Source organism: Nocardia nepalensis (genome assembly GCF_048910785.1).
Lineage (GTDB): Bacteria > Actinomycetota > Actinomycetes > Mycobacteriales > Mycobacteriaceae > Nocardia > Nocardia nepalensis.
The window spans coordinates 98,753-118,328 of record NZ_JBKBET010000021.1; the positions used below are offsets into that span (position 1 = coordinate 98,753).

Below are 19,576 nucleotides of genomic sequence, written 5' to 3' on the forward strand. Positions count from 1 at the left end.
GAACGCCGGACGGACTCTAATTCTGCGGCAAGCCCCAGCAGGGGTAATCGCGGCCGGCGTCGACCAGACCGACGCTCTGCGGTGTCCGACAGATGACGTGCGGCTTGTGGCGATAATCCACCACCAGATGCAGCGTCGCAGCCTTTTCACCGGTGAACGTCTGATGGCATTGGGAACAGTGGCACACATTGTGCGCGCTCAAGGGCCACCAACACCGACATCCCCGGCATCTCACCAGCTCCGGTGATCTCGTCTTCATGATCACTCACCCACTCGCGGACCCCTGATGCGGTCCGCCGTCAACACCTCGGTGTACCCGCATCGAGCCGTGTCACACCCTGCTTCAGGTAGCCGCATCCGGTTGGGAGCGTTCGGCGAGTTCGGCGATCAGCGGTTGTGCCGCGTCGGGGATCTGCATATCGGTCCAGTGATAGGTGCTGGTCCGATGGCCGTCGGTGACGGTGAGTTCGTAGTCGAACTGATCCGGCATCACCCGACGGTCTGTCGGCGTGTCCCGCGCGGGCAATGTGTCGTTGAGCAGGTCGGTGATGACCGGCCCCTGCTCGGCGGGCAGGTCGCGCGCGTCGACCGAGGTTGTCATCTCTATTCCGGCGAGACCCCCGCTTCGCCGGAATTCGAGATGTACGTCCGATGTGGCCATAGACACGATGGTATTCGTGGCCGTCAGGTTCAGCGCAGCGGAACTTTCACGGCATCCCATGCGGATTCCACCGCTTGCGCTTCATTGCTGACCCTTCCGAAACGATAGCGGGCCTGTTTCAACGTCAATGCGGCGAAATTGCTGAAGGTGGCGTTGGGCTTGAGCCCAGGGTCGACGAGCGTGTCGTACCAGATTGTTCCCGGCGTCTTCCACGCTTCCCCGCCCAGCGTGGTGGCGAGCACGTAGAAGGCGTGGTTCGGGATGCCCGAGTTGAGGTGGACGCCGCCGTTGTCCCTGGTGGTCTGCACGTATTTGGACATATCGGCCGGTTGGCTGTCGTGCGGATTGGCTGTGCCGGGAGCCTTCAGCGATCGCAATGCGGGTGACAGCAGCGGTCCCACGATGTCCGCACCGATCAACCAGTCGGCCTTATCGGCGGTTTGCGCCAGGTGGTACTGCTTCACCAACGATCCGAACACGTCGGAGATGGATTCGTTGAGTGCGCCGGACTGGTTGGAGTAGGTGAGATTCGCCTCGAACTGGGTGACCCCGTGGGTCAACTCGTGCGCGACCACATCGAGGCTGCGGGTGGTATCGGTGAATACCTGGCCGCTGCCATCACCGAAGAACATGTGTCCCTGTCCATCCCAGAACGCATTGTCGTATTTGGTGCCGTAATGGACCATCGCGGCGATCGGCATGCCCTGGTCGTCGATGGAGTCGCGTTGGAAGACGTTCCAGTAGAAATCATAGGTGGCGCCGAAGTTGTCGTAGGCGGCGTTGATCGAGGTGTCGGCCACCGGCGGCTGACCTTCGGCTCGAACAAGCGTGCCCGGCACCATCGCGGTGGAATGGTCCTGGTCGAAGATCGATCGCTGCGGTACACCGTTCGATACCGCGCCGACGACCTGTTGCGGTTGCGGTCCCTGCCGGCCGACGGCTTCGGCGCGCAGCATTCGGATGCTGTTGTCCAGATCCATGGATGCGAGCAGTTCTGCTCGCTGTTCCGGCGGGAGTTCACGCGCGACCGACTGCAATAGGTCGGGTGGGAGGATGCACGCTCTTGGGTATCGCATTTTTCTGCTCCGTTTCGGGTGCTGCGGCGGCTCATTCTGGATGCGGGCGGGCCGGTTGGGCGCGGCAATGGTCGATATCCGTCGAAAACACTTGTGGTGCTGTCGATTTATGTCATTGCCGCACGGTTGAGCGGAACAGATGAGTGGGGTGCGCCTTACCACCTAGACCAGCGTCGACCTGCGCATTCATTCTCCGGTAGCACACGGCCCCGGACACGGGTAGGCGACTACCCCTTATTTCCTGTCGAGGCGACCGACCGGGTGGAGTAGTGCCCGACAGATAGGCGTGGCCGGGCTGGTGGTCCGGACATCCGAATGCCCACCGAGCCGATCGTGCGGAATCGACTCGGTGGGCACACCGCCACGCGCCGACCCGGCCGGAAACAGGGTGCGGTAGGGGCCCGTTTCATCGGCACGGGTCGCGTGGCGGTCGGCGCACCCGCCGAACAGGAGCGGGGAGTTAGGGTTTCGTCCTGTTCGGCGCGGTGCACGGCCTGCCGGATATCACAACCGACCGCCACCGCCGAGCAGCCACGGGTTGAAGGCGCACTCCAGGTTCGGATGCCCGGCCGGGTCCAGTGCGTGCAGCGCGATCGACAGGGCGCGCGGCGAGTACATAATCGTCAGGTGGTCGGAAAGATCTTGTTCGCAACCGTCCTGCAGGGTGATGTTGTTGACGGTCACGCCGGGTCCCGCCTTCAGGAAGGTCAGATCGTAGGGATTGGTGACCTCGTCGTAGCGGGTGCCGACGACCGTGTAGTCGACGCCGGGGATGGTATCGCCGTTCGCGTTGAGTTGGTTCACGAAATCCGAGCCGATGGTCTGCTGGATGCCGGCGTGACCGACGAAGATCTCGATGAAGCCGAGGATGTCGATGCCGAAGTTATTGATGGCCCGGCCCAGTGCCCCGATGCCGTCGAGGCTGGTGCCGTGGTGGGTGGCGCCGAAGGTGACCAGATTCTTCACCTTGGCCGCGCCGCCCTCGAACTTGGTGTACCAGTTGGCCATCGAGCCGCCCTGGGAGTGCGCGACGATATCCACTTCGGACGCACCCGTCGCGGCGAGTACCCGATCGACGAAGGCCGCGACCTGTTTGGCCGAATCCTGGATGTACCCGGTGCCCATCACGCCGGGCAGCACCGAACCGAGGCCGCCGCCCTCCAACAGATTGGAGCGCCCGTAATTGAAGGTGAAGACGCAGAAGCCCGCATCCTTCATCGGCTGGCCCATATAGGCGAACCCGTTGTAGGCGTTCATCCAGGTGCCGTGCAGTGCTATCACCGGGCGCGGATGTTCGGCGCTCGGCTTGCAATTCCAGTCGTTGGTGCCCGGCGGCGCGACCTCCGGATTCAGCAGCCCGTAGCCGAAGGCGGCCAGCCAGGACGTCATCGGCGGGCCGTAACCCTTTGTGTCACTGGCATATCCGCCCGAGGATCCGGAGCTGCTGCCCGATCCGCCGTAGCAGCCACCGGAGCCGTTACCCGATCCGGCGCCGCTGCCGGAGGTGCACGCCGAGCCGGAACCGCCCGCACTACCCGAATCCGCGACCGGTGCGGCCTTGCGGCCCGCGGCGATATAGTCGGCCAGCGTTTGCTCGGTCGGCGCCGGATCCGGATTCGCGTTGGCCGCGACGCCGGTCATGCTCATGGCGAGCACCGAGACGCCCATCATTACCGCGGCGCTGACCGACCGGCCGCATCTACTTCGTTTCATGACATGCCTTCCTGCAGAACGTCAGCGTTCGAGTGACAGCGCCGAACACGGTGGCCTATGAGTGGCGGGTCGATGGCGCTGAAACTGGGCCAACGCTAAAGCGGTGCGGCGACGAAGCCGATGGGACGGACAGGTAACTGGATACCTCACCAAACGGCATTGTGCCCGTTAGGTATACGGCACAAGCGGGGTATTTCGACCGCACGGTGATCGCCACAATTCGAGTGATCGTATTCGGTGAGTTCTCCAGATCACCAACTGATCACGGAGAATTCGCGTCGAATGGGCACACCATGGATCCACGTTTTCCCGCCGTCGGCGGCCACCCGGCGGTTAATGACTGGAGCTGCCATGTTCGACCCGAACGTATCGACCGTCCGCCTCGGCCGCGGCATCGCGCGGATGACGGCAGGTGCCCTGCTCGGTGCGGCAACGCTGGCGGCGGCACTATTGCACAGCCCGCCAGCGAGCGCGGATAGCACCGGCTCGGCCGAACAAGCCCAGGGTGCGGTGTTCGGACTGCCGCCCGGCGAATCCGCCGATCGCACACCGGCACTCGGCTTCCGCGGCCCGGATACCGCGATCGTCGTGCTCGGCTTCGGGCTGCTGCCAGACGGCACCATGCGACCGGAGCTGATCAGTCGGCTGCACGCCGGATATGTGCAGGCACTGCTGGCCCCGATGTCGCCGATCATCGTGACCGGCGGCAATCCGCGCAACGGCGTCACCGAGGCCAGGGCGATGGCGGATTGGCTTATCGGCCATGGCATTCCGGCCGAGCGCGTATATGTCGAGTCGGAGGCGGACTCGACCGCGCAAAACGCCGAATGCTCGGCCCGGATCATGCACGATATCGGCATGCGCGACGCCGTCGTGGTGACCTCCGCCGACCACATCGACCGGGCCGCCGCCCTTTTCGGCGATGCGGGCGTGGCCGTCGTCGCCACGGTCACACCGGAACAAGTGCCGCCGCTCGCCTGGAACTTCGGGCCGACACGGTAAGCCGCACCGCCACCGCAAAACAGGAGCGAATATGAATGACAACGTCGTCGCTGCCGTTGCCCATCCCGCGGACCAGGCGCGCGCACTACTCGACCACCGCTATCGGTCGGCCGCCGTTTATGAGGTCGGACGGGAGAAGATTCGCGAATTCGCCCGTGCGATACAAGATTTCCATCCCGCACATTGGAATGAGGACGCGGCCGCACAGCTCGGATTCGGTGGGCTGATCGCACCGCCGACATTCGCCTCGATAATCCTGCTGCGGGTCCATCGCGAAATACTGGATACGCTCATCACCGGCTACGACGCGACCAGGATTCTGCACGCCGACCAAGTGCTCGATATCGGCAGACCGCTGATCGCGGGCGATCGAGTGACCTGTGATGTCTATTTCGAATCATTCCGGCATTTCGCGGACTACGACGTGCTCGCGGTGAAGAGCGTGTTGATCGATCAGCACGGCGAGGTGGTGCAGACCGGGTCGACGGCCCTGCTCGCGCGCACCGGGCCCGCGGGCCCCGGATTCGCGCAGCGGCTCGGCAAGATCGCCATGCACTCCCCCGGCGAGGCGCAGCGCGCGCCGGGTGTCGTCGTCGCGGGCGAAGGTGACGGCATCTCGGCCCCAACCTTGCCCCGGATACCGTGCACCACAGTCAATTTCGAATCCTTGTCGATCGGTACCGAGCTACCCGCTCGCATGGTCCACCTGTCGCGCGGTGATCTGGTCAACTATGCCGGGGTGACCGGTGACAGCAATCCGGTGGTGTTCAGTGAACAGGTCGCCAGCGCGACCGGACTGCCGACCGTGGTGGCGCCCGGCATGCTCAAACTCGGTCTGGCCGCCGGATTTCTCAGCGACTGGCTCGGCGATCCCGCCGCCACCACCCGCTTGCGCGCCCAGTTCGCCCACTACACGCACTACCTGCACATCCAGCCGCTGCAGGCCAGCGCCATCGAATTACGTGGCCGGGTAACCTCGCTCGACCCGTTTCGCCGCAAGGCGACCATTGCCCTGGACGCGAGGTCGCACGGCCGTAGGCTTTTCGGCTACGCGGCCGCGGAAGTCCGCTTCTCCATGCCGGATTGAGCGGTTTGGAGCAGTCCGGTCAGCCGGGCGAGTCTGCGATGGGAATCCAGCCGCGCGGCCCGGTCGTATGTGCTGGTGTGCACCAGGATCTCGTCCGCACCGGTGCGCGATATCAACGCCTCCAATGCCTCCGCGACCTCGTCCTCGGTGCCGTGGATGTGGTCGCGCAGCGCGTCGTCGAAAATCCGCCGTTCCCGCTCGGTCATCGGCGTGGACTCGACCTCCGCGGGCGGTATGAGAACCGGAAATTCGCCGCGCGTGCGCGAGTACGCGGCAGACCACGCCTCGGGCAGCAGCAGCCGATGGGCCTCCTCGGTCGTATCGGCGATCACCACCGCCGCGGAGACGATGACATACGGTTGTGCGCCCCACGGTGTCGGACGGAATTCCGCTCGATACCGCTCGATCGCCTCGATCATGGGGTCCACCCCGGCGATCGCGGCGATCACCAGGGGCAGCCCGAATCGTGCCGCCCGCTCGGCACCCGATCCGGTGGCCAGCAGGAAGGCGGGCACCCGAAGCCCCTCCGCGGGCCACGCGTGCACACCCGACTTGCCGCGCGCGAAATACTCGAGCACGTCGGTGAGTTGCTGGTCGAAATCGTCGGCGTCGGTCTTGCCGTGCCCGAGCGCGCGCCGCACACCATCGGTGAAGCCGACCGACCGCCCGAGCCCCATATCTATCCGCCCCGGAAACAGCGACTCCAAGACCCCGAATTGTTCGGCCACCACCAGCGGCTGATGATTCGGCAGCATGACTCCGCCGGTCCCGATCCTGATCCGTGCCGTCGCCGCCGCGGTCGCCGCCGCGAGCACCGTCGGTGCGGAACCCGCGACACCGGGCACGCCGTGGTGCTCGGACACCCAGAACCGGTGATAGCCCCACTCCTCGGCCAACCGCGCGAACTCGACGGTCTCCCGCAGCGCCTCCGGATGACTCTGTCCGCGTCGTACGCGCGAGCGATCCAGAATCGAAAACCGCACCGCACCGAGTCCCGAAGTCATATCTGTGTCAACACGCCCGGCCCCGGCACATTCCGCCGCGTGCTGGCCGACACGCGGCGCTGCGCCGGACAGCACGTCCTCGATGCGAGAATGGGTACCGCACCTGCGAATACCGGTAGCCGGTCCCGCGGTAGTCCACGCAAGATCGCGGCTCGGCGCGAACGTCCGAGCACGCCGTGGAGGCGCGAATGTCGTGGATCGTCCAGTTTTTCGAACGAGCGGGCCGTCGCACCACCATGCTGTTGGGTATCGCGCTCGCCGCCGTCCTCGCGTTGGTGGCATCCGCGGTGGTCGTCGCGGTGGGCCACAGCGACCACGCGTCGAGCGATGCGTGCCCAGGCGATCCCGTCGCATCGTCCCCGGCATGGGCGCTGTCGAACACGCGGGTGGACGCGCCGATCGACGCGCACCCGTTCGTCGGCAACGGCTATCTCGGGCTGCGCGTTCCGCCGCGCGGCATGGGCTATGCCGCGACCGATGAGACGACCGGGTGGCCGCTGTACACGCCCGCCTACGACGGCGCCTTCGTCGCTGGCCTCTACTCGCACACGCCGGGCGTGGCCGACAATCGTGAAGTAGCCGCGGCCATCCCGAACTGGTCCGGCCTGCTGGTCGGTGTCGGCGAGCAAACCTATTCGCCCGCCACGCCGTCGGCCCAGATCACGAACTTCGAACAGACACTGCATCTGCGATGCGGATTGGTGCGCACTCGTCTGACCTGGACCACGCCGGACGGTAAGGCCACCGATCTGGTCTACGACGTCCTCACCGACCGGGCCGATCAGCATGTCGGCGCGGTCCATCTGACGGTGGTGCCGCGCTGGTCGGGCGAGATGGTGGTCTCCGATCTCCTCGACGGTGCGGGAGCTCGGCGGCTGAGCCAGACCGATGTCGGTGCCCGCGACGACGACGCCATCCGGGTCGGCTTCCGAACCGACGGGACCGATGTCAGCGGCGATATCGTCTCGGTGCTGCGGCCCGGGCAGGGCATCCAGTCGTCCGCGATTCAGCAGACGCCCTCGACGCGCGACCTGAGTGCGCACCAAGACGTGCGGTTCCCGGTGCAAGACGGCGGCACGTACCAGGTGACGAAGTTCGTCGGCGTCGACACCACGCGCACCGCATCCGATCCGGCCGCTGCGGCGTTCGAGGCCGCGCAGCGGGCGGTCCGGTCCGGGTGGGCGCAGCTGCTCGCGAATACGTCCGCGGCGTGGCGGGCCCGGTGGCGCGGCGATATCGAGGCGCCCGGTCAGCCGGATGTGCAGACCTGGGCGCGCGGCGCGCTCTACTCGCTGTACTCGAGCACGAATTCCCAACAGGACAACAGCATTTCACCCGTGGGACTCAGCAGCGACAACTATGCGGGCGCGGTGTTCTGGGATGCGGATATCTGGATATTCCCCGGATTGCTGCAGCTCGCGCCGGAATTGGCGAAATCGGTTGTGGAGTACCGCTATCGGACGCTGCCCGCCGCACAGGCGAACGCGCGGCGGCTGGGCTATCGCGGCGCGTTCTACCCGTGGACCAGTGCGAGTCGCGGCGATCTGGACGAATGCCACAGCTGGGATCCGCCACACTGCCGCACCCAGATCCATCTCCAAGGCGATGTGTCGCTGGCGGCCTGGCAGTACTACACGGCCACCGGCGATACCGACTATCTACGCAACCGCGGTTGGCCGATCATGCGCGGGCTCGCCGAATTCTGGGCGTCGCGCGTGACGCGCAACGATGACGACAGTTACTCCATTCGCGACGTCGCGGGTCCCGATGAGTACAGCAACGGGGTCAACGACGCGGTCTACACCAACGCGGTCGCCGCCCTCGCTCTGCGTCATGCCGCCCAGGCCGCCGAGATCCTGGGCGAACCGCGCCCACCCGAATGGCTCACGATCGCCGACGGCCTGCGCATGCCCTTCGATGGCACGCAACGGATCTTCGTCCAATTCGACGGGTACGCCGGCACTCCCATCAAACAGGCCGACACCGTGCTGCTGATCTACCCGTTGGACTGGCCGATGCCACCGGATGTCTCCGCCCGTGTGCTCGAATACTATTCGGAGCGAACAGATCCCGACGGCCCGGCCATGACTGATTCGGTGCATGCCATCGACGCGGCGAAGATCGGCGTACCGGGCTGCGCGACAGATACCTACCTCGAACGCGCCGTCCGCCCCTTCGTGCGCGCACCCTTCGGACAGTTCGCCGAGGCGCGCGGCGAGAAGGCCGGGGCCAAGGACCCACTGGCGGGCGCTCCCGCCTTCACCTTCGTCACCGCGGCGGGCGGTTTCCTGCAAACCTTGACCAACGGACTGCTCGGGCTACGCTTCGACACCGATGCCATCCGCATCGCCCCGACGCTTCCGCCCGAGCTGAGCCAGGGCCTCACCATCCGTGGAATCCATTGGCAGGGACGAACGTTCGACGCAGTCATCGGCCCCGACCAGACGAGACTGACATTGACCGGCGGTCAACCGATGCGGGTGCGATCGGAGTCCGAAACTCGGCTCCTCACCGATGAGGCCACCTTCGACACCCGACGCCCGGACCTGACCCCGACCGACAATCTCGCCCGCTGCAAGCCGGTCACCACCACCTCCGACGAGCCGGGCCGATATGCCGACGCCGCGGTCGACGGCAGCACCGCCACCGGCTGGGCACCCGACGGCCCCCATGGGGCGCTCACCGTCGACCTCGGAAAGGAAATCCGCATCGATCGAATCGTTGCGCACTGGACCGAACCAGCCCCGGCCACAACCACTTTCACGATCTCCACGGACGAGCATGCGTGGACCCCGGTCACTGTGGATGCGGCGACGGGAACTCTTGCCGGACCGGTGAGCGCCCGTTACGTGCGTCTCGAACTCACCGCGCCCGGCCCGGCGCACTCCGGCGTGCGCGAACTCGAAATCTCCGGACCCGAACACTCCTAGCCACGGCGCGGCTGGCGGACCGGTCGCCGGGCTCGGCGGCCGCCAGGGCCGCCGAGCGCGGGTCGAACTTCCGCTTCACACACTGTCTTCGTGCAGCACGACCCGATGCCGGGAGGAACTACGCTGCCGCAACGCGCACGTCGTGACGGGCGACGCACCGCGTCGGGTGCCGATCCGTCAGCAGGAGGCGGGTGCGGGCTCGCCGAGAATCCGGGCGTTCAGCCAGCTCAGCGCCTCGGGTGCGCCGCTCACCGCGGCCGACAGATGCTCGAACGCGGGCACTTCCAGCGTCTGCACCGGCACCCCGGCCGCACACCAGCGGCGGTCGACGTTGCCGATCGCGTCGATCGGGATCAGGGGGTCGGTCGGCGAATGCCATTCGAACACCGGTATTTCCGGCACCCCTGGGTAGAACTCCAGGCTGTTCTCCCGCAGTACCTCCCGAGCCTCGGGGAAGGCAGCCGTAGGGGTGCTATCGGTGTACTCGCGGGCGCTGCCGCCGACACCGGTGACGAGGATCTGGTTGGTGCAACTGTTGGCCATGGCGTCCCGAACCGCCAGGCCGCGCTTGTTTAGATACGCGCTGATCGGTATCCGCTGCGGATACTCCCGCTCCAGTCCGATCGCCGCCGCCATGGCCAGCCCGAAGGCCGGATGCGACTCGAAGCCCACCGCCTCCGCCATCGACTCGATGTTCATCGGGGCGCCGCCGATGGCCGCGCCCGCAAGCTCCAGTTCCGGCGCGTACGACGGCTGCAGCGCAGCAGCCCATCCGGTGGCCATGCCGCCACCGGAGTAACCGGCCAGCGCCACCCGGCTGTGCTGCACGGCGAGGTCGGGCAGCCGTTTCACCGCGCGGATGCCGTCCAATACGATCTGGCCGCCCAACCGCGCCGCCCCGAAAGCGAAGTTCGGGCCGAGATGATCCGGCAGCGCGACACTCCAGCCCTGCGCCAGCGCCGTGTTCAGAATCGACGCCGTCGTCGCCAGATTGGGATCGCCGGTGTACAGCTGGTGCGATACCGCGCAGGCCGTGCCGAGCGCATTGATGAAGTGCTGATACGACAGCAGCGGCGCGTCGGGCCGGTGGCCGAAGGGGGTAATGACCGTGGTGGTCGCCGCGATCGGCGCGCCGTGCGAGTTGGTGGACCGGAATGAGACCAGCGTGACGGTGGCGCCGGGGAAGAAGACCACGGGCGGCAGCGCCCGCACATCGAGTACATCACCGGGCCGGTGCGCCGCCAGATCCGCCGGGGCGGCGTAGAACGGGTCCGGATCGGGCTGCGGATACAACGGTTCTGCGGTTGCCGTCGTCGCCAGCAGCAGCCCGAGCGCCACGCTACCGAGCGCACTCAGGACCGGGACGGAACCGCTGCGGCTACTGCGGAGAAAGCGAAGAAACCGACGAGTCACGACCATGACCTCCATGGGTAGTTCACGGCATTCGTTAGACCAGCAAGTCCGAGCTCACGTGCGACCTTATCGGCAAACTCTCAGCGATATGCCGAAAAGCGCCGATGCGCTGGGAAAATAACATCGCACACTCGGCGTAGGCAAACCGGCGGCGCCAGCGGCAGGCGCGTCGAGATCGGATGGTGAGCATCGGCTTGCCGCGGGCGAATCATCGGAGCAGAACCCCGTAGAGGTGGATCAGATTCGTTCGAGCCAGGGGTGACCGGGGTGGACCCGCGACAGCCATTCGGACAGCCGGGACCTTTGTGACCGGTCCATCGCCGGTAGCACGCGCCGGAAGTCGGCTTCGTCTTTGTCGCGGCGTGCCTTTGCCTTGAACAGCAGCGCGACCTCGGGAATCGAGTACGGGATGCCGTCGCCGGTGCGAAGAATCAGCTCCTCGTAGGGCAGGGTGATCGACGGGTCGCGACGGCACACCCAGCGATCGCCGACGTGCCGTTCACGAAACACATCGAGGCGATAGCGACCGGTCGCGGGTTCGCGTAGCCATGTCTGATGATGGTTTGCCGCCTCCGCCGGAAACAACCAAACTCGGCCGTCGCCGACAACATCCCACTCGAAGCCGGGAAAAGCGGCGAACATCTCACTGAATCCGCCTTGTGGTACACCAATTTCGAGATCGTCGTGCCCGCGGGCGCCGCCTCCGGTGAACAGATCGAGCGCCCACCCACCCGCCACATACCAGGGAACCGTGACACTCGGCATTCGTCTCGCGAGTTCGTCGGGAGTCCATGCCGCCCAGAGCCTGTCGCATTCCTCAGCCGAAACCAGACGCCCGGCCACCTCGGACGGCCTCTCCTCAGGCAGCGCGTTCGGCACGTGGTTCATCTCGAAGCCCCCTCCTGTGACAGCCACATGCCGACATCCGGCCCGTCGGCTTCACTACACAATACGTGCACGTCACTGCGGTTTCGGCCATAGCATGGAACGCGTGCGCCGGTTTCTGCTGCTGTTGTTGGTCCCGCTCGCCGCCTGCGCCACCGACCCGACACCGACTCCGACCGCGCCGATGATCACGCCCACCGAATACGTCCGAACACCGGCGGACTGCAGCAAGTTGGAGCTCACCGCCCTCCTCGTCGAACCCGGCCACGGCTACATCTTCGGCACCCACGCCGAATGGCTGCCAAAGGGGCAACTCGTCCGCATCCGCGTGGCGATCACCAACGCCGACAACACATTCCACACCACCCGCACCACCGACTACCAGCTCGACGCCGCCGACAGCACCCATCCGGTCAGCAATGACGCCATGGCGATCAAACGCCAACCGACCGAAGTCACCATCGGCGCGGGCAACCGGCTCGAACTCGACCTCTGGTACCACATCCCACTCGACACCACACCAAAACTGCTGCGCGACAATGCCTGTGCCATGACCACGCCGCTACCGGCGTAGCTCAGTCCTCCATCTTCAGCGCCTGCCGAATCGTCAACCGCCCTTGGGTTTGCATCAGGGAGCGGCGGTAGATCTTTTCCGCGATCACGACGATGCCGTAGGCGGCGGCCGCCATCAGAGCCAGGGCGATCAGCGGCTCCCACCAGAAGGCCGTCCCCTCGGCGAGGCGGCCGGGCATGGCGACGATGGAGAGCACCGGAACGTAGGACGCGACCACACGCGCCGAGCCGGAGAGGAAGATTCCGGCGAACAACACCAGCAAGATGAGCAGTGACAGTGGTGTGGCGGTGGATTGGATGTCCTCACTGCGTGTCGCGAGTGACCCGGCGACCGCCCAAAGGCTGGCCAGTGCGAGGAAACCGACGATGAAGAACACGATGAACCAGCCTGCGGCACCGGCAACTTCGCTGACCTGATCACTCTTGTCCGTGAATGCCAAACCGATCAGCCCGGCGCCGATGAAGAGTGTGAGCTGCCCGAAGGCCGTGATCGTATTGCCGATCACCTTGCCGATCAGCAACTGCCGCAACGGAATCGCGCTGGCGAGGATTTCGACGATGCGGTTCTGTTTCTCCTCGACGACGCTCTGGGCGATGGACATGCCGAACAGGAACGATGCCGTATAGAACAGGAACGTGAAGACGACGGAGACGACCTTCGCCAGGCCGGGATCCACCGCGGAGGGGTCGAGCAGATCGTAGGCGACCGGACTACCACGACTGAGCGCCTCCATCGACGTTCCCGCCGCAACAGCGTTGCGCTGCATCGTGATCTGCGCGACCGCGGCGGTCACATAGGTCGAGGCATTATCGTCCTTCCCGGCCTTGCCGACCAGCCGCCAGCCACCCGACGCGGCGGGCACCAGCCCGACATCGACGGCATTGTGGCGCACCTGCTGTTCGACGGCGGTCACATCGGCCTCCGGGCGCGCGGTGAAAGTGACCTTCTTATCGGCACTTTCGGCCAGACTGTTCGCGGTCGCGATGATCTGATCGGCGCCAGCGCCGGTGATAGCCACATCGATCTTGTCGGTGCGACTGCGCAGGAACCCACTGATAGCAAGCGAGGCGACGATCACCACGATCGTAATGGCGGTCGAGATGAGGAAGCCCCGGTCGTGCAGCTTCACGACGACCTCACGCCCGGTGACGATCCGCCACACCCCGCGCGGCGCGGATTCGGTGGCACTCATGCCGTCACCTCCCGGTAGATCTCCGACACCGACGGCCGCACCTCGGCCAATTCACGCACCGAACCGTGTGCCAGCGCCTCGGTGAGCAGTTCATCGGTGGTCGCGCCGGTCAGCTCCAGCAGCACACCCGATCCGTTGGTCTCGAGCACCCGTACTCCGGCGAACCCGCCGAGCCAGCCGACATCCCCGCTGAACACCAGCCGATATCGCGAACCTCCGGCTCCGCGCAGCTCATCGACCGCACCCTGCCCGACCACCCGACCGGCCGCCAGGATCACCAGCTGATCGCATAACCGCTCCACCAGGTCGAGCTGATGCGAGGAGAACAACACCGGCACGCCCTGCCCGGCATACTCCCGCAGCAGCTCCGCCATCGAATCGACGGCCACCGGGTCCAGTCCGGAGAACGGCTCGTCGAGAATCAGCACCGCCGGCTCCGCGATGACCGCCGCGGCGATCTGCACGCGCTGCTGGTTACCGAGGGAGAGCGACTCCAATTTGTCCTTATCCCGGTCCCCCAGCGCGAACCGCTCCAGCAGTTCGGCCGCACGTCGCTTGGCCGCACTGGCGGACTGCCCGCGCAGCCGGGCCAGGTAGACGAGCTGATCCAGCACCGGCTGCTTCGGATACAGACCCCGCTCCTCGGGCATATAACCGAACGAGCGCCGATCCGCGACCGTCACCGGCCGCCCCTGCCACCGCACCTCGCCGCCATGGGTGGCCAGCACCCCCATGATCATTCGCATGGTCGTGGTCTTGCCCGCGCCGTTGGCACCGACGAATCCGGTAAGCGCCCCGGGGAGCACCGGAAAAGACACGTCGTTCACCGCGACCGTGTCCCCGAATCGGCGCACCAGGTGCACGACTTCCAGCATCGAATGTCCCGTCCGTCGCTTTGCCCCAACCCTACCGAGGCGATGTGCCGAGGCAAGGCCGCCAGCGCAGGAGTCCGGCGCGGATCAGTGCGGCTCGGGCAGCCCGAGGGCCGGAGCGAGAGCGCGCCATGCGCGCGGCAGTTGGGCCTCGAAATCGGGCCAGGTGTGCATACCGGCCGGGGGGTAGTCGACGGTGGCCGGAATATTCAACTCGGCGAGCCGCGCGGCGAAGCGTTCGGTGCACGAGCGCGCGCCGGCCTCCAGCGCCAATCCCCCGCCTGCCGTCTGCAGGGCTTGTGCCGGGTTCGGTGCGTTCGACACCGCGACGAGATCGGCATTGGTCGGCAGACCGGTAGCCGCGGAGAGGTAGATCGTCGTGCCCCGCAGGTCGGCGGCGCCGAGCACACTGTCATGCGCACCCCACTCCGGCGAACCGGGTGGGCCCCAGAGGTTTTCGACATTGCCGCCGCGTGAGGCGACGGTGATCGTGGTGACCGCCCGGCCGAGTTCGTCCGCGGTGGAATAACATCCGCTCATCCCCGCGACCGCGCGATATCGGCCCGGATTCCGCTGGGCCAACATCATGGCCGCCTGCGCGCCCATCGATACGCCCGCGATCGCCCGTCGCCCATCGGTTCGCAGATAGGACTCGATGATCGGCGGCAGCTCCGAGGTGAGGAATGTTTCCCAGCGATTGATTCCGAGGGTCGCGTCGCGACGCATCCAGTCGCTGTACATGCTCCCGGTGCCGCCGCTGGTCAACACCACGTCGACCGGCTTATCGGCGAAGAACTCCGCCGCACGCCCCTTGCTGAGCCACCCCGAGACCTGCTCGCCGTCAACGCCATCCAGCAGATACAGCAGCGGATGCGGGCCGGAACCGCTGCCGCGCAACACATCCACCGTAATGACCCGGCGCATGGCGGCCGAGGCGATGGCGAAGCGCTCGTGGCGCGGTCCGACGGTCTCGATACTGATGGTGCCGGTCCGCGTCATGGCCGGATCCACCGGCGGCGGCGCGGCGGGGGGATCCGCGAGCGCGGGCGCAGGCGCCACCACGGCGATGAGGGCCATCGCCGCCGCGGTGATCGGTACTCGAAGACTCATGGTGCGACGGCGGCTCGCTCTGCCTGTCTGGCGGCGGCGCGGTCGCGCTGCTCCTCGAAACGCGTTGCCCTGAGCGCCAACTCGTCGAGATGGGCGGCGATCTCGTCGCGGGCGCGTTCGCCGTCGCCGGATAGGTCGGTGCGCTCGAACACATTCCAGGCGCGCAGCACCGGGCGCAGCACGCCGTCGAGGTGCTGACGCAGGTCGTAGATGCCGTTCTTGGCCAGCACGACGGCATTGCGCCGGAAGTTGGGCTGGGTGAGTCCGGGCATCTGGAACCGGGTGACGATATCGGCGAGCGCGCGCAGGGTCTGGTTCGGTGTGAGGTCGAGGGCGGCGGCACTGAGGTTGCGGTAGAAGATCATGTGCAGGTTCTCGTCGGCGGCAATTCTTTGCAGCATACGCTCGGCTATGGGCTCATCGCAGGCCACACCGGTATTTCTGTGACTAATCCTGGTCGCCAGTTCTTGCAATGTCACATATGCGACAGAACGAAGGAACTGCGGTCCTTTCACGGGTTTCGCGACACCCGTTGTCATATGCGCCATTCTGGCCTGTTCGAGCGTCACCGGGTCGACTGCCCTGGTGACCACCAGATAATCGCGCATGACAATCGCATGACGATTCTCCTCCGCGGTCCAGCGCCCCACCCAGGTGCCCCAGACTCCGTCCAGCGAGAACGACTCCGAGATCTCCCGGTGATAGGAGGGCAGATTGTCCTCGGTGAGCAGGTTGGTTATCATCGCGGTGCGTGCGACCTCGGAGAGCCTCGATTGTCCCGGCTCCCAATCGATTCCGCCCATGGCCGCGAAATTCCGGCCGTCGTCCCACGGCACATAATCGTGCGGGTTCCATGCCTTGGCCTTGCGCAGGTGCTCCGCGAGCTGGCGTTCGGCGACGGGCTCCAGTTCGCGCAGAATATCGAGATCGGTCAGCGTGGTCGTCACACGTTCTCCTCAGTTCGAGCACAGAAACCGCAGATTAGGGGCGTTTGTTCAGGCCGAACGGGTGATTCGACGATCATTGGTCGAGGTGACTACCGGTCGACGAACCTGCTGGAGGCCGTCACAACCCGCCCGGTCGGCCAGCCGGTAGAGCCCCGGCGGTCGGCCCTCGGCCTGGAGGTGGGCGAGCAGTTCCTGGGCCAGCCCGGCCAATTCGGGAATCCGAGCGGTATCGCCGGAGGTAACCACGGCGGTCAGCGGAACCTCGGCGGCCTCACCGAGCAGGTCGAGCACCTCGGGGGTGAGCGCGAGCGGTGTCATGGCGGATATCTCGTCGATCGGGACCAGGACCGTGCCGCCCTCGTCGGACAGCAGCGACAACGCCCGCGAACCGAGCGGAGTCGCCAGCGCCGCCTGCACGCGGCGCAGCTTGCGGCGTGCCGCGGACGGCGCGCCCATGCCGGGTCTTCGCTCGTCCGGATGTGCGGGAATCGCGAGGGCGGCGACCTGATATGACGCGGCGACGCTGATTCCGGCGCGGCGCGCGAGGCGTGCCACGCCGTGCCCGCTGAGCAGCGCCGATACCAGCGTCTGCGCGGCGGTCTGCTGCTCCCGCGCGACCTGGCGGTGTTCATCCAGATATGCCGTCGACGTCGCGGTCGTCACCATTTCCAGCACCCGCACGATGAGTCCGGCCGCGGCCGCCACCTGATCGGCGCCTGCACCCGCCGCCTGCTCGGTGAGGAATTCCAAACCGATGCGGACACCGTCGTGATACGCGTCGAGCACAGTTTCCAGCGCAACCCCCTCGCGGGCCCACCGCGCGGCCGATCCGGTGATCGCCGCGGGCTGTGCCGTCTCCGGCGCCACCCGCGGCTCGAGCGCCCGCGCGGCCTCCGCCAAACAGGTGCGCGTGATAGTACCGAGATCTTCGCGTCGCGCGCGCCGAGCCTGAAAAGTCAAATGTTCGACCAGTTTCGCTTCCAAGCTCTCGACACCCGAACCAGCCTGTTTGCCTGCCATGACTATGAAAGGCTAGCCAGGTTCGAACCGGAATCGCATATCCGATCCTCGAATTAGGAAAGTCATCACCCGACACCGGCAAGCTTGGGCGAAATCACAAGCAGCGAACCGATTCTCGGCAGCAATATTCCGGTCATTCAGATGATCAGATTACGGCGGCCGGATCCATACCGCACCCGTCCGTTGACGCACGGGTGCGGACACGGACCGAGCGCTGTAACGCCCGGCGGCGATCCACCGACGGCATCGACATGGCGGCCCGCCGGTACCCCAGATGGCGGTGGCTCAAACCAGAGCACACCCACCGAACCTGTGAGCTGTCCCATGACTAAGGTGGATAACCTGTGCTGTGGGTCATACGCCCGATAGCATCGAGCGTCTTGCCCCAGTTCGGTGAACCCGTCCGGTGCAATAATGACGAGTCGAAGGATGGCATAAACCCGTATGAGCGGTACGCGAGAAAAGCTGGAGGAACTCCGGGACATCCTGGAACTCGCCGAGGAACCGGCCGGCGAGACCGGTATCGCGAAGCGCAAGAGCAAGGGCATACCCAGCGCCCGTGAACGCGTCCGGATGCTGCTCGACAAGGGCTCCTTCGTGGAGATGGGCGCGCTGATGCGCCAGCCCGGCAGCACCGACGGCATGTACGGCGACGGCGTGGTCACCGGCCGCGGCTATATCGACGGCCGGCCGGTCGTCGTCATCGCCCACGATCAGACCGTGCACGGTGGTTCGGTCGGCGAGATGTTCGGCCGAAAGGTCGCCGCCGCAATGGAGTTCGCGCAGGAGAACGCCTGCCCGGTGGTCTCGATCAACGATTCCGGCGGCGCCCGCATCCAGGAGGCGGTGACCTCACTGGCCTGGTACGCGCTGATGTGCCGCCGCCAGGAGGACCTGTCCGGTTTCGTGCCGATGGTGGCGGTCATGCTCGGCAAATGCGCGGCCGGTTCGGTGTACGGCCCGGTCAATATGGATGTGCTGGTCGCGACCGAGAAGTCCTACATGTTCGTCACCGGCCCGGAGGTGATCAAGGGGGTGACGGGCGAGGTGGTCAGCGCCGACGATCTGGGTGGCGCCGCCGCCCTGCAGGCAAACGGCACCGTGCACCATGTCGCCGCCGACGAGCAGGCCGCCTTCGACTGGGTCCGCACCTACCTGAGCTACCTGCCGTCGAGCTGCCTCGAGCAGGCTCCGGTGGTGAATCCGGGCCTGGAGCCGGAGACCACGAGCCACGACCTGGAACTGAACTCGATCATCCCGGACTCCGCCCGCTCCGGGTACGACATGCACGAGGTGCTGCTGCGCATCTTCGACGATGGCGACTTCCACGAGATCAGCGCGGGCACCGCCCAGAATCTGATCACCGGCTTCGCCAGGGTCGACGGCCGCAGCGTCGGCGTGGTCGCCAATCAGCCGCAGGTGCTCGGCGGCGCGCTGGACGGACTGTGCTCGGATAAGGCGGCGTACTTCATCCGGCTGTGTGACGCCTTCGGCCTGCCGATCATCTTCGTCGTCGACACTCCCGGTGTGCTGCCCGGCCTCGAGGAGGAGCGCAACGGCGTCATCAAGCGCGGTGGCCGATTCTTCCGCTCGGTGATCGAGGCGACCGTGCCGATCGTCTCGATCGTGACGCGCAAGGCCTATGGCGGCGGCTACGCGGTAATGGGCTGCAAGCCGCTGGGCGCCGACCTCGCCCTGGCCTGGCCGACGGCGCAGATCGCGGTGATGGGCGCGGAGAGCATGGTGGGCATCATCGGCCGAAGGCAGCTGGAGGCCACCCCGGCCGACCAACGCGCCACGGTGCGTCAGCAGATGATCGACTTCTACAACGCCACGGTGGCGACCCCGTGGACCGCGGCCGAACGCGGCTACATCGACGCCGTCATCGAGCCGTCGCAGACCCGTCTGGAGATCCGCAAGGCGCTCAGCCTGCTGCGGGACAAGGACGCGGTCAGGAAGCACAACCCGCGCAAGCACAGCCTCTTCCCGGTCTAGGGTGACGCCCGTTTGTGTTGTGTCACAACGCAAACGGGCACCGGTCGTGCGATATCCGATCTTCGCTCGCTCGCTGAGCGACCTGATGGCACTGT

The 19,576-nt window shown here is 66.2% G+C and carries 17 protein-coding genes; 5 read left to right on the forward strand and 12 right to left on the reverse strand.

What is annotated here, in order from left to right; all coding sequences use genetic code 11:
* Nucleotides 1-16: 16 nt before the first annotated feature.
* The 4 genes from ACHQ4I_RS17315 to ACHQ4I_RS17330 form a co-directional block, all read right to left on the reverse strand.
* Nucleotides 17-259 (reverse strand): FDXHR family putative zinc-binding protein, encoded by a 243-nt coding sequence (locus ACHQ4I_RS17315; protein ID WP_420772809.1) that lies wholly within the window; start codon nucleotides 257-259, stop codon nucleotides 17-19.
* A gap of 84 nt (nucleotides 260-343) precedes the next feature.
* Nucleotides 344-661, reverse strand: coding sequence for a protealysin inhibitor emfourin (locus ACHQ4I_RS17320; RefSeq protein ID WP_420772810.1), 318 nt, complete (start codon nucleotides 659-661; stop codon nucleotides 344-346).
* Between the two features lie 29 nt (nucleotides 662-690).
* The gene (locus ACHQ4I_RS17325) at nucleotides 691-1,737 is read right to left on the reverse strand and encodes a M4 family metallopeptidase (protein WP_420772811.1); all 1,047 of its coding nucleotides are present in this window, start codon (nucleotides 1,735-1,737) and stop codon (nucleotides 691-693) included.
* Nucleotides 1,738-2,241: 504 nt separating this feature from the next.
* Nucleotides 2,242-3,450 carry an esterase/lipase family protein gene (locus ACHQ4I_RS17330; protein WP_420772812.1) on the reverse strand — a complete coding sequence of 403 codons (1,209 nt, stop codon included), beginning with the start codon at nucleotides 3,448-3,450 and terminating at the stop codon, nucleotides 2,242-2,244.
* Nucleotides 3,451-3,801: 351 nt separating this feature from the next.
* On the opposite strand from ACHQ4I_RS17330, the gene ACHQ4I_RS17335 reads away from it, so the two are divergent.
* Nucleotides 3,802-4,452 (forward strand): YdcF family protein, encoded by a 651-nt coding sequence (locus ACHQ4I_RS17335; protein WP_420772813.1) that lies wholly within the window; start codon nucleotides 3,802-3,804, stop codon nucleotides 4,450-4,452.
* Nucleotides 4,453-4,483: 31 nt separating this feature from the next.
* Nucleotides 4,484-5,539 (forward strand): fused (3R)-hydroxyacyl-ACP dehydratase subunits HadA/HadB, encoded by a 1,056-nt coding sequence (locus tag ACHQ4I_RS17340; RefSeq protein ID WP_420772814.1) that lies wholly within the window; start codon nucleotides 4,484-4,486, stop codon nucleotides 5,537-5,539.
* On the opposite strand, the gene ACHQ4I_RS17345 is transcribed toward ACHQ4I_RS17340, so the two are convergent.
* Nucleotides 5,500-6,543: an LLM class flavin-dependent oxidoreductase gene (locus ACHQ4I_RS17345; protein WP_420772815.1), complete on the reverse strand. Its 1,044-nt coding sequence runs from the start codon at nucleotides 6,541-6,543 to the stop codon at nucleotides 5,500-5,502. The two genes, ACHQ4I_RS17340 and ACHQ4I_RS17345, sit on opposite strands and share 40 nt — an antisense overlap.
* A gap of 188 nt (nucleotides 6,544-6,731) precedes the next feature.
* Between ACHQ4I_RS17345 and ACHQ4I_RS17350 the strand changes: the two genes are divergently transcribed.
* A complete protein-coding gene (locus ACHQ4I_RS17350; RefSeq protein ID WP_420772816.1) occupies nucleotides 6,732-9,473 on the forward strand; it encodes a discoidin domain-containing protein in 2,742 nt (913 codons plus the stop codon).
* Between the two features lie 177 nt (nucleotides 9,474-9,650).
* On the opposite strand, the gene ACHQ4I_RS17355 is transcribed toward ACHQ4I_RS17350, so the two are convergent.
* Together ACHQ4I_RS17355 and ACHQ4I_RS17360 are read right to left on the reverse strand one after the other, a co-directional pair.
* A complete protein-coding gene (locus ACHQ4I_RS17355; protein WP_420772817.1) occupies nucleotides 9,651-10,892 on the reverse strand; it encodes a lipase family protein in 1,242 nt (413 codons plus the stop codon).
* Between the two features lie 231 nt (nucleotides 10,893-11,123).
* A complete protein-coding gene (locus tag ACHQ4I_RS17360) occupies nucleotides 11,124-11,774 on the reverse strand; it encodes a hypothetical protein (RefSeq protein ID WP_420772818.1) in 651 nt (216 codons plus the stop codon).
* Between the two features lie 103 nt (nucleotides 11,775-11,877).
* On the opposite strand from ACHQ4I_RS17360, the gene ACHQ4I_RS17365 reads away from it, so the two are divergent.
* Complete coding sequence (locus tag ACHQ4I_RS17365) at nucleotides 11,878-12,345, forward strand: hypothetical protein (RefSeq protein ID WP_420772819.1); 468 nt, start codon at nucleotides 11,878-11,880, stop codon at nucleotides 12,343-12,345.
* 1 nt (nucleotide 12,346) lies between these two features.
* Here the strand turns inward: ACHQ4I_RS17365 and ACHQ4I_RS17370 are convergent, their stop codons facing one another.
* The 5 genes from ACHQ4I_RS17370 to ACHQ4I_RS17390 form a co-directional block, all read right to left on the reverse strand.
* Nucleotides 12,347-13,537, reverse strand: coding sequence for an ABC transporter permease (locus ACHQ4I_RS17370; protein ID WP_420772820.1), 1,191 nt, complete (start codon nucleotides 13,535-13,537; stop codon nucleotides 12,347-12,349).
* Nucleotides 13,534-14,412, reverse strand: coding sequence for an ABC transporter ATP-binding protein (locus ACHQ4I_RS17375; RefSeq protein WP_420772821.1), 879 nt, complete (start codon nucleotides 14,410-14,412; stop codon nucleotides 13,534-13,536). The genes ACHQ4I_RS17370 and ACHQ4I_RS17375 overlap by 4 nt, the downstream gene beginning before the upstream one ends.
* A gap of 84 nt (nucleotides 14,413-14,496) precedes the next feature.
* Nucleotides 14,497-15,519, reverse strand: a complete 1,023-nt coding sequence (locus tag ACHQ4I_RS17380; RefSeq protein WP_420772822.1) for an alpha/beta hydrolase — start codon at nucleotides 15,517-15,519, stop codon at nucleotides 14,497-14,499.
* Nucleotides 15,516-16,466, reverse strand: a complete 951-nt coding sequence (locus ACHQ4I_RS17385) for an acyl-ACP desaturase (RefSeq protein ID WP_420772823.1) — start codon at nucleotides 16,464-16,466, stop codon at nucleotides 15,516-15,518. The genes ACHQ4I_RS17380 and ACHQ4I_RS17385 overlap by 4 nt, the downstream gene beginning before the upstream one ends.
* A 48-nt stretch (nucleotides 16,467-16,514) precedes the next feature.
* Nucleotides 16,515-17,486, reverse strand: a complete 972-nt coding sequence (locus tag ACHQ4I_RS17390) for an RsbRD N-terminal domain-containing protein (RefSeq protein WP_420772824.1) — start codon at nucleotides 17,484-17,486, stop codon at nucleotides 16,515-16,517.
* A gap of 444 nt (nucleotides 17,487-17,930) precedes the next feature.
* Here ACHQ4I_RS17390 and ACHQ4I_RS17395 point away from each other — a divergent pair, with 444 nt between their 5' ends.
* Nucleotides 17,931-19,481: an acyl-CoA carboxylase subunit beta gene (locus ACHQ4I_RS17395; protein ID WP_420772825.1), complete on the forward strand. Its 1,551-nt coding sequence runs from the start codon at nucleotides 17,931-17,933 to the stop codon at nucleotides 19,479-19,481.
* Nucleotides 19,482-19,576 lie beyond the last annotated feature (95 nt).

What these genes read in the sequence shown, in the direction of transcription:
- ACHQ4I_RS17390 (WP_420772824.1), bottom strand. Translation starts at nt 17,486, where the DNA reads ATGGCAGGCAAACAGGCTGGTTCGGGTGTCGAGAGCTTGGAAGCGAAA.
- ACHQ4I_RS17360 (WP_420772818.1), bottom strand. Translation starts at nt 11,774, where the DNA reads ATGAACCACGTGCCGAACGCGCTGCCTGAGGAGAGGCCGTCCGAGGTG.
- ACHQ4I_RS17395 (WP_420772825.1), top strand. Translation starts at nt 17,931, where the DNA reads ATGAGCGGTACGCGAGAAAAGCTGGAGGAACTCCGGGACATCCTGGAA.
- ACHQ4I_RS17370 (WP_420772820.1), bottom strand. Translation starts at nt 13,537, where the DNA reads ATGAGTGCCACCGAATCCGCGCCGCGCGGGGTGTGGCGGATCGTCACC.
- ACHQ4I_RS17380 (WP_420772822.1), bottom strand. Translation starts at nt 15,519, where the DNA reads ATGAGTCTTCGAGTACCGATCACCGCGGCGGCGATGGCCCTCATCGCC.
- ACHQ4I_RS17345 (WP_420772815.1), bottom strand. Translation starts at nt 6,543, where the DNA reads ATGACTTCGGGACTCGGTGCGGTGCGGTTTTCGATTCTGGATCGCTCG.
- ACHQ4I_RS17315 (WP_420772809.1), bottom strand. Translation starts at nt 259, where the DNA reads ATGAAGACGAGATCACCGGAGCTGGTGAGATGCCGGGGATGTCGGTGT.
- ACHQ4I_RS17320 (WP_420772810.1), bottom strand. Translation starts at nt 661, where the DNA reads ATGGCCACATCGGACGTACATCTCGAATTCCGGCGAAGCGGGGGTCTC.
- ACHQ4I_RS17330 (WP_420772812.1), bottom strand. Translation starts at nt 3,450, where the DNA reads ATGAAACGAAGTAGATGCGGCCGGTCGGTCAGCGCCGCGGTAATGATG.
- ACHQ4I_RS17335 (WP_420772813.1), top strand. Translation starts at nt 3,802, where the DNA reads ATGTTCGACCCGAACGTATCGACCGTCCGCCTCGGCCGCGGCATCGCG.
- ACHQ4I_RS17340 (WP_420772814.1), top strand. Translation starts at nt 4,484, where the DNA reads ATGAATGACAACGTCGTCGCTGCCGTTGCCCATCCCGCGGACCAGGCG.
- ACHQ4I_RS17355 (WP_420772817.1), bottom strand. Translation starts at nt 10,892, where the DNA reads ATGGTCGTGACTCGTCGGTTTCTTCGCTTTCTCCGCAGTAGCCGCAGC.
- ACHQ4I_RS17350 (WP_420772816.1), top strand. Translation starts at nt 6,732, where the DNA reads ATGTCGTGGATCGTCCAGTTTTTCGAACGAGCGGGCCGTCGCACCACC.
- ACHQ4I_RS17325 (WP_420772811.1), bottom strand. Translation starts at nt 1,737, where the DNA reads ATGCGATACCCAAGAGCGTGCATCCTCCCACCCGACCTATTGCAGTCG.
- ACHQ4I_RS17375 (WP_420772821.1), bottom strand. Translation starts at nt 14,412, where the DNA reads ATGCTGGAAGTCGTGCACCTGGTGCGCCGATTCGGGGACACGGTCGCG.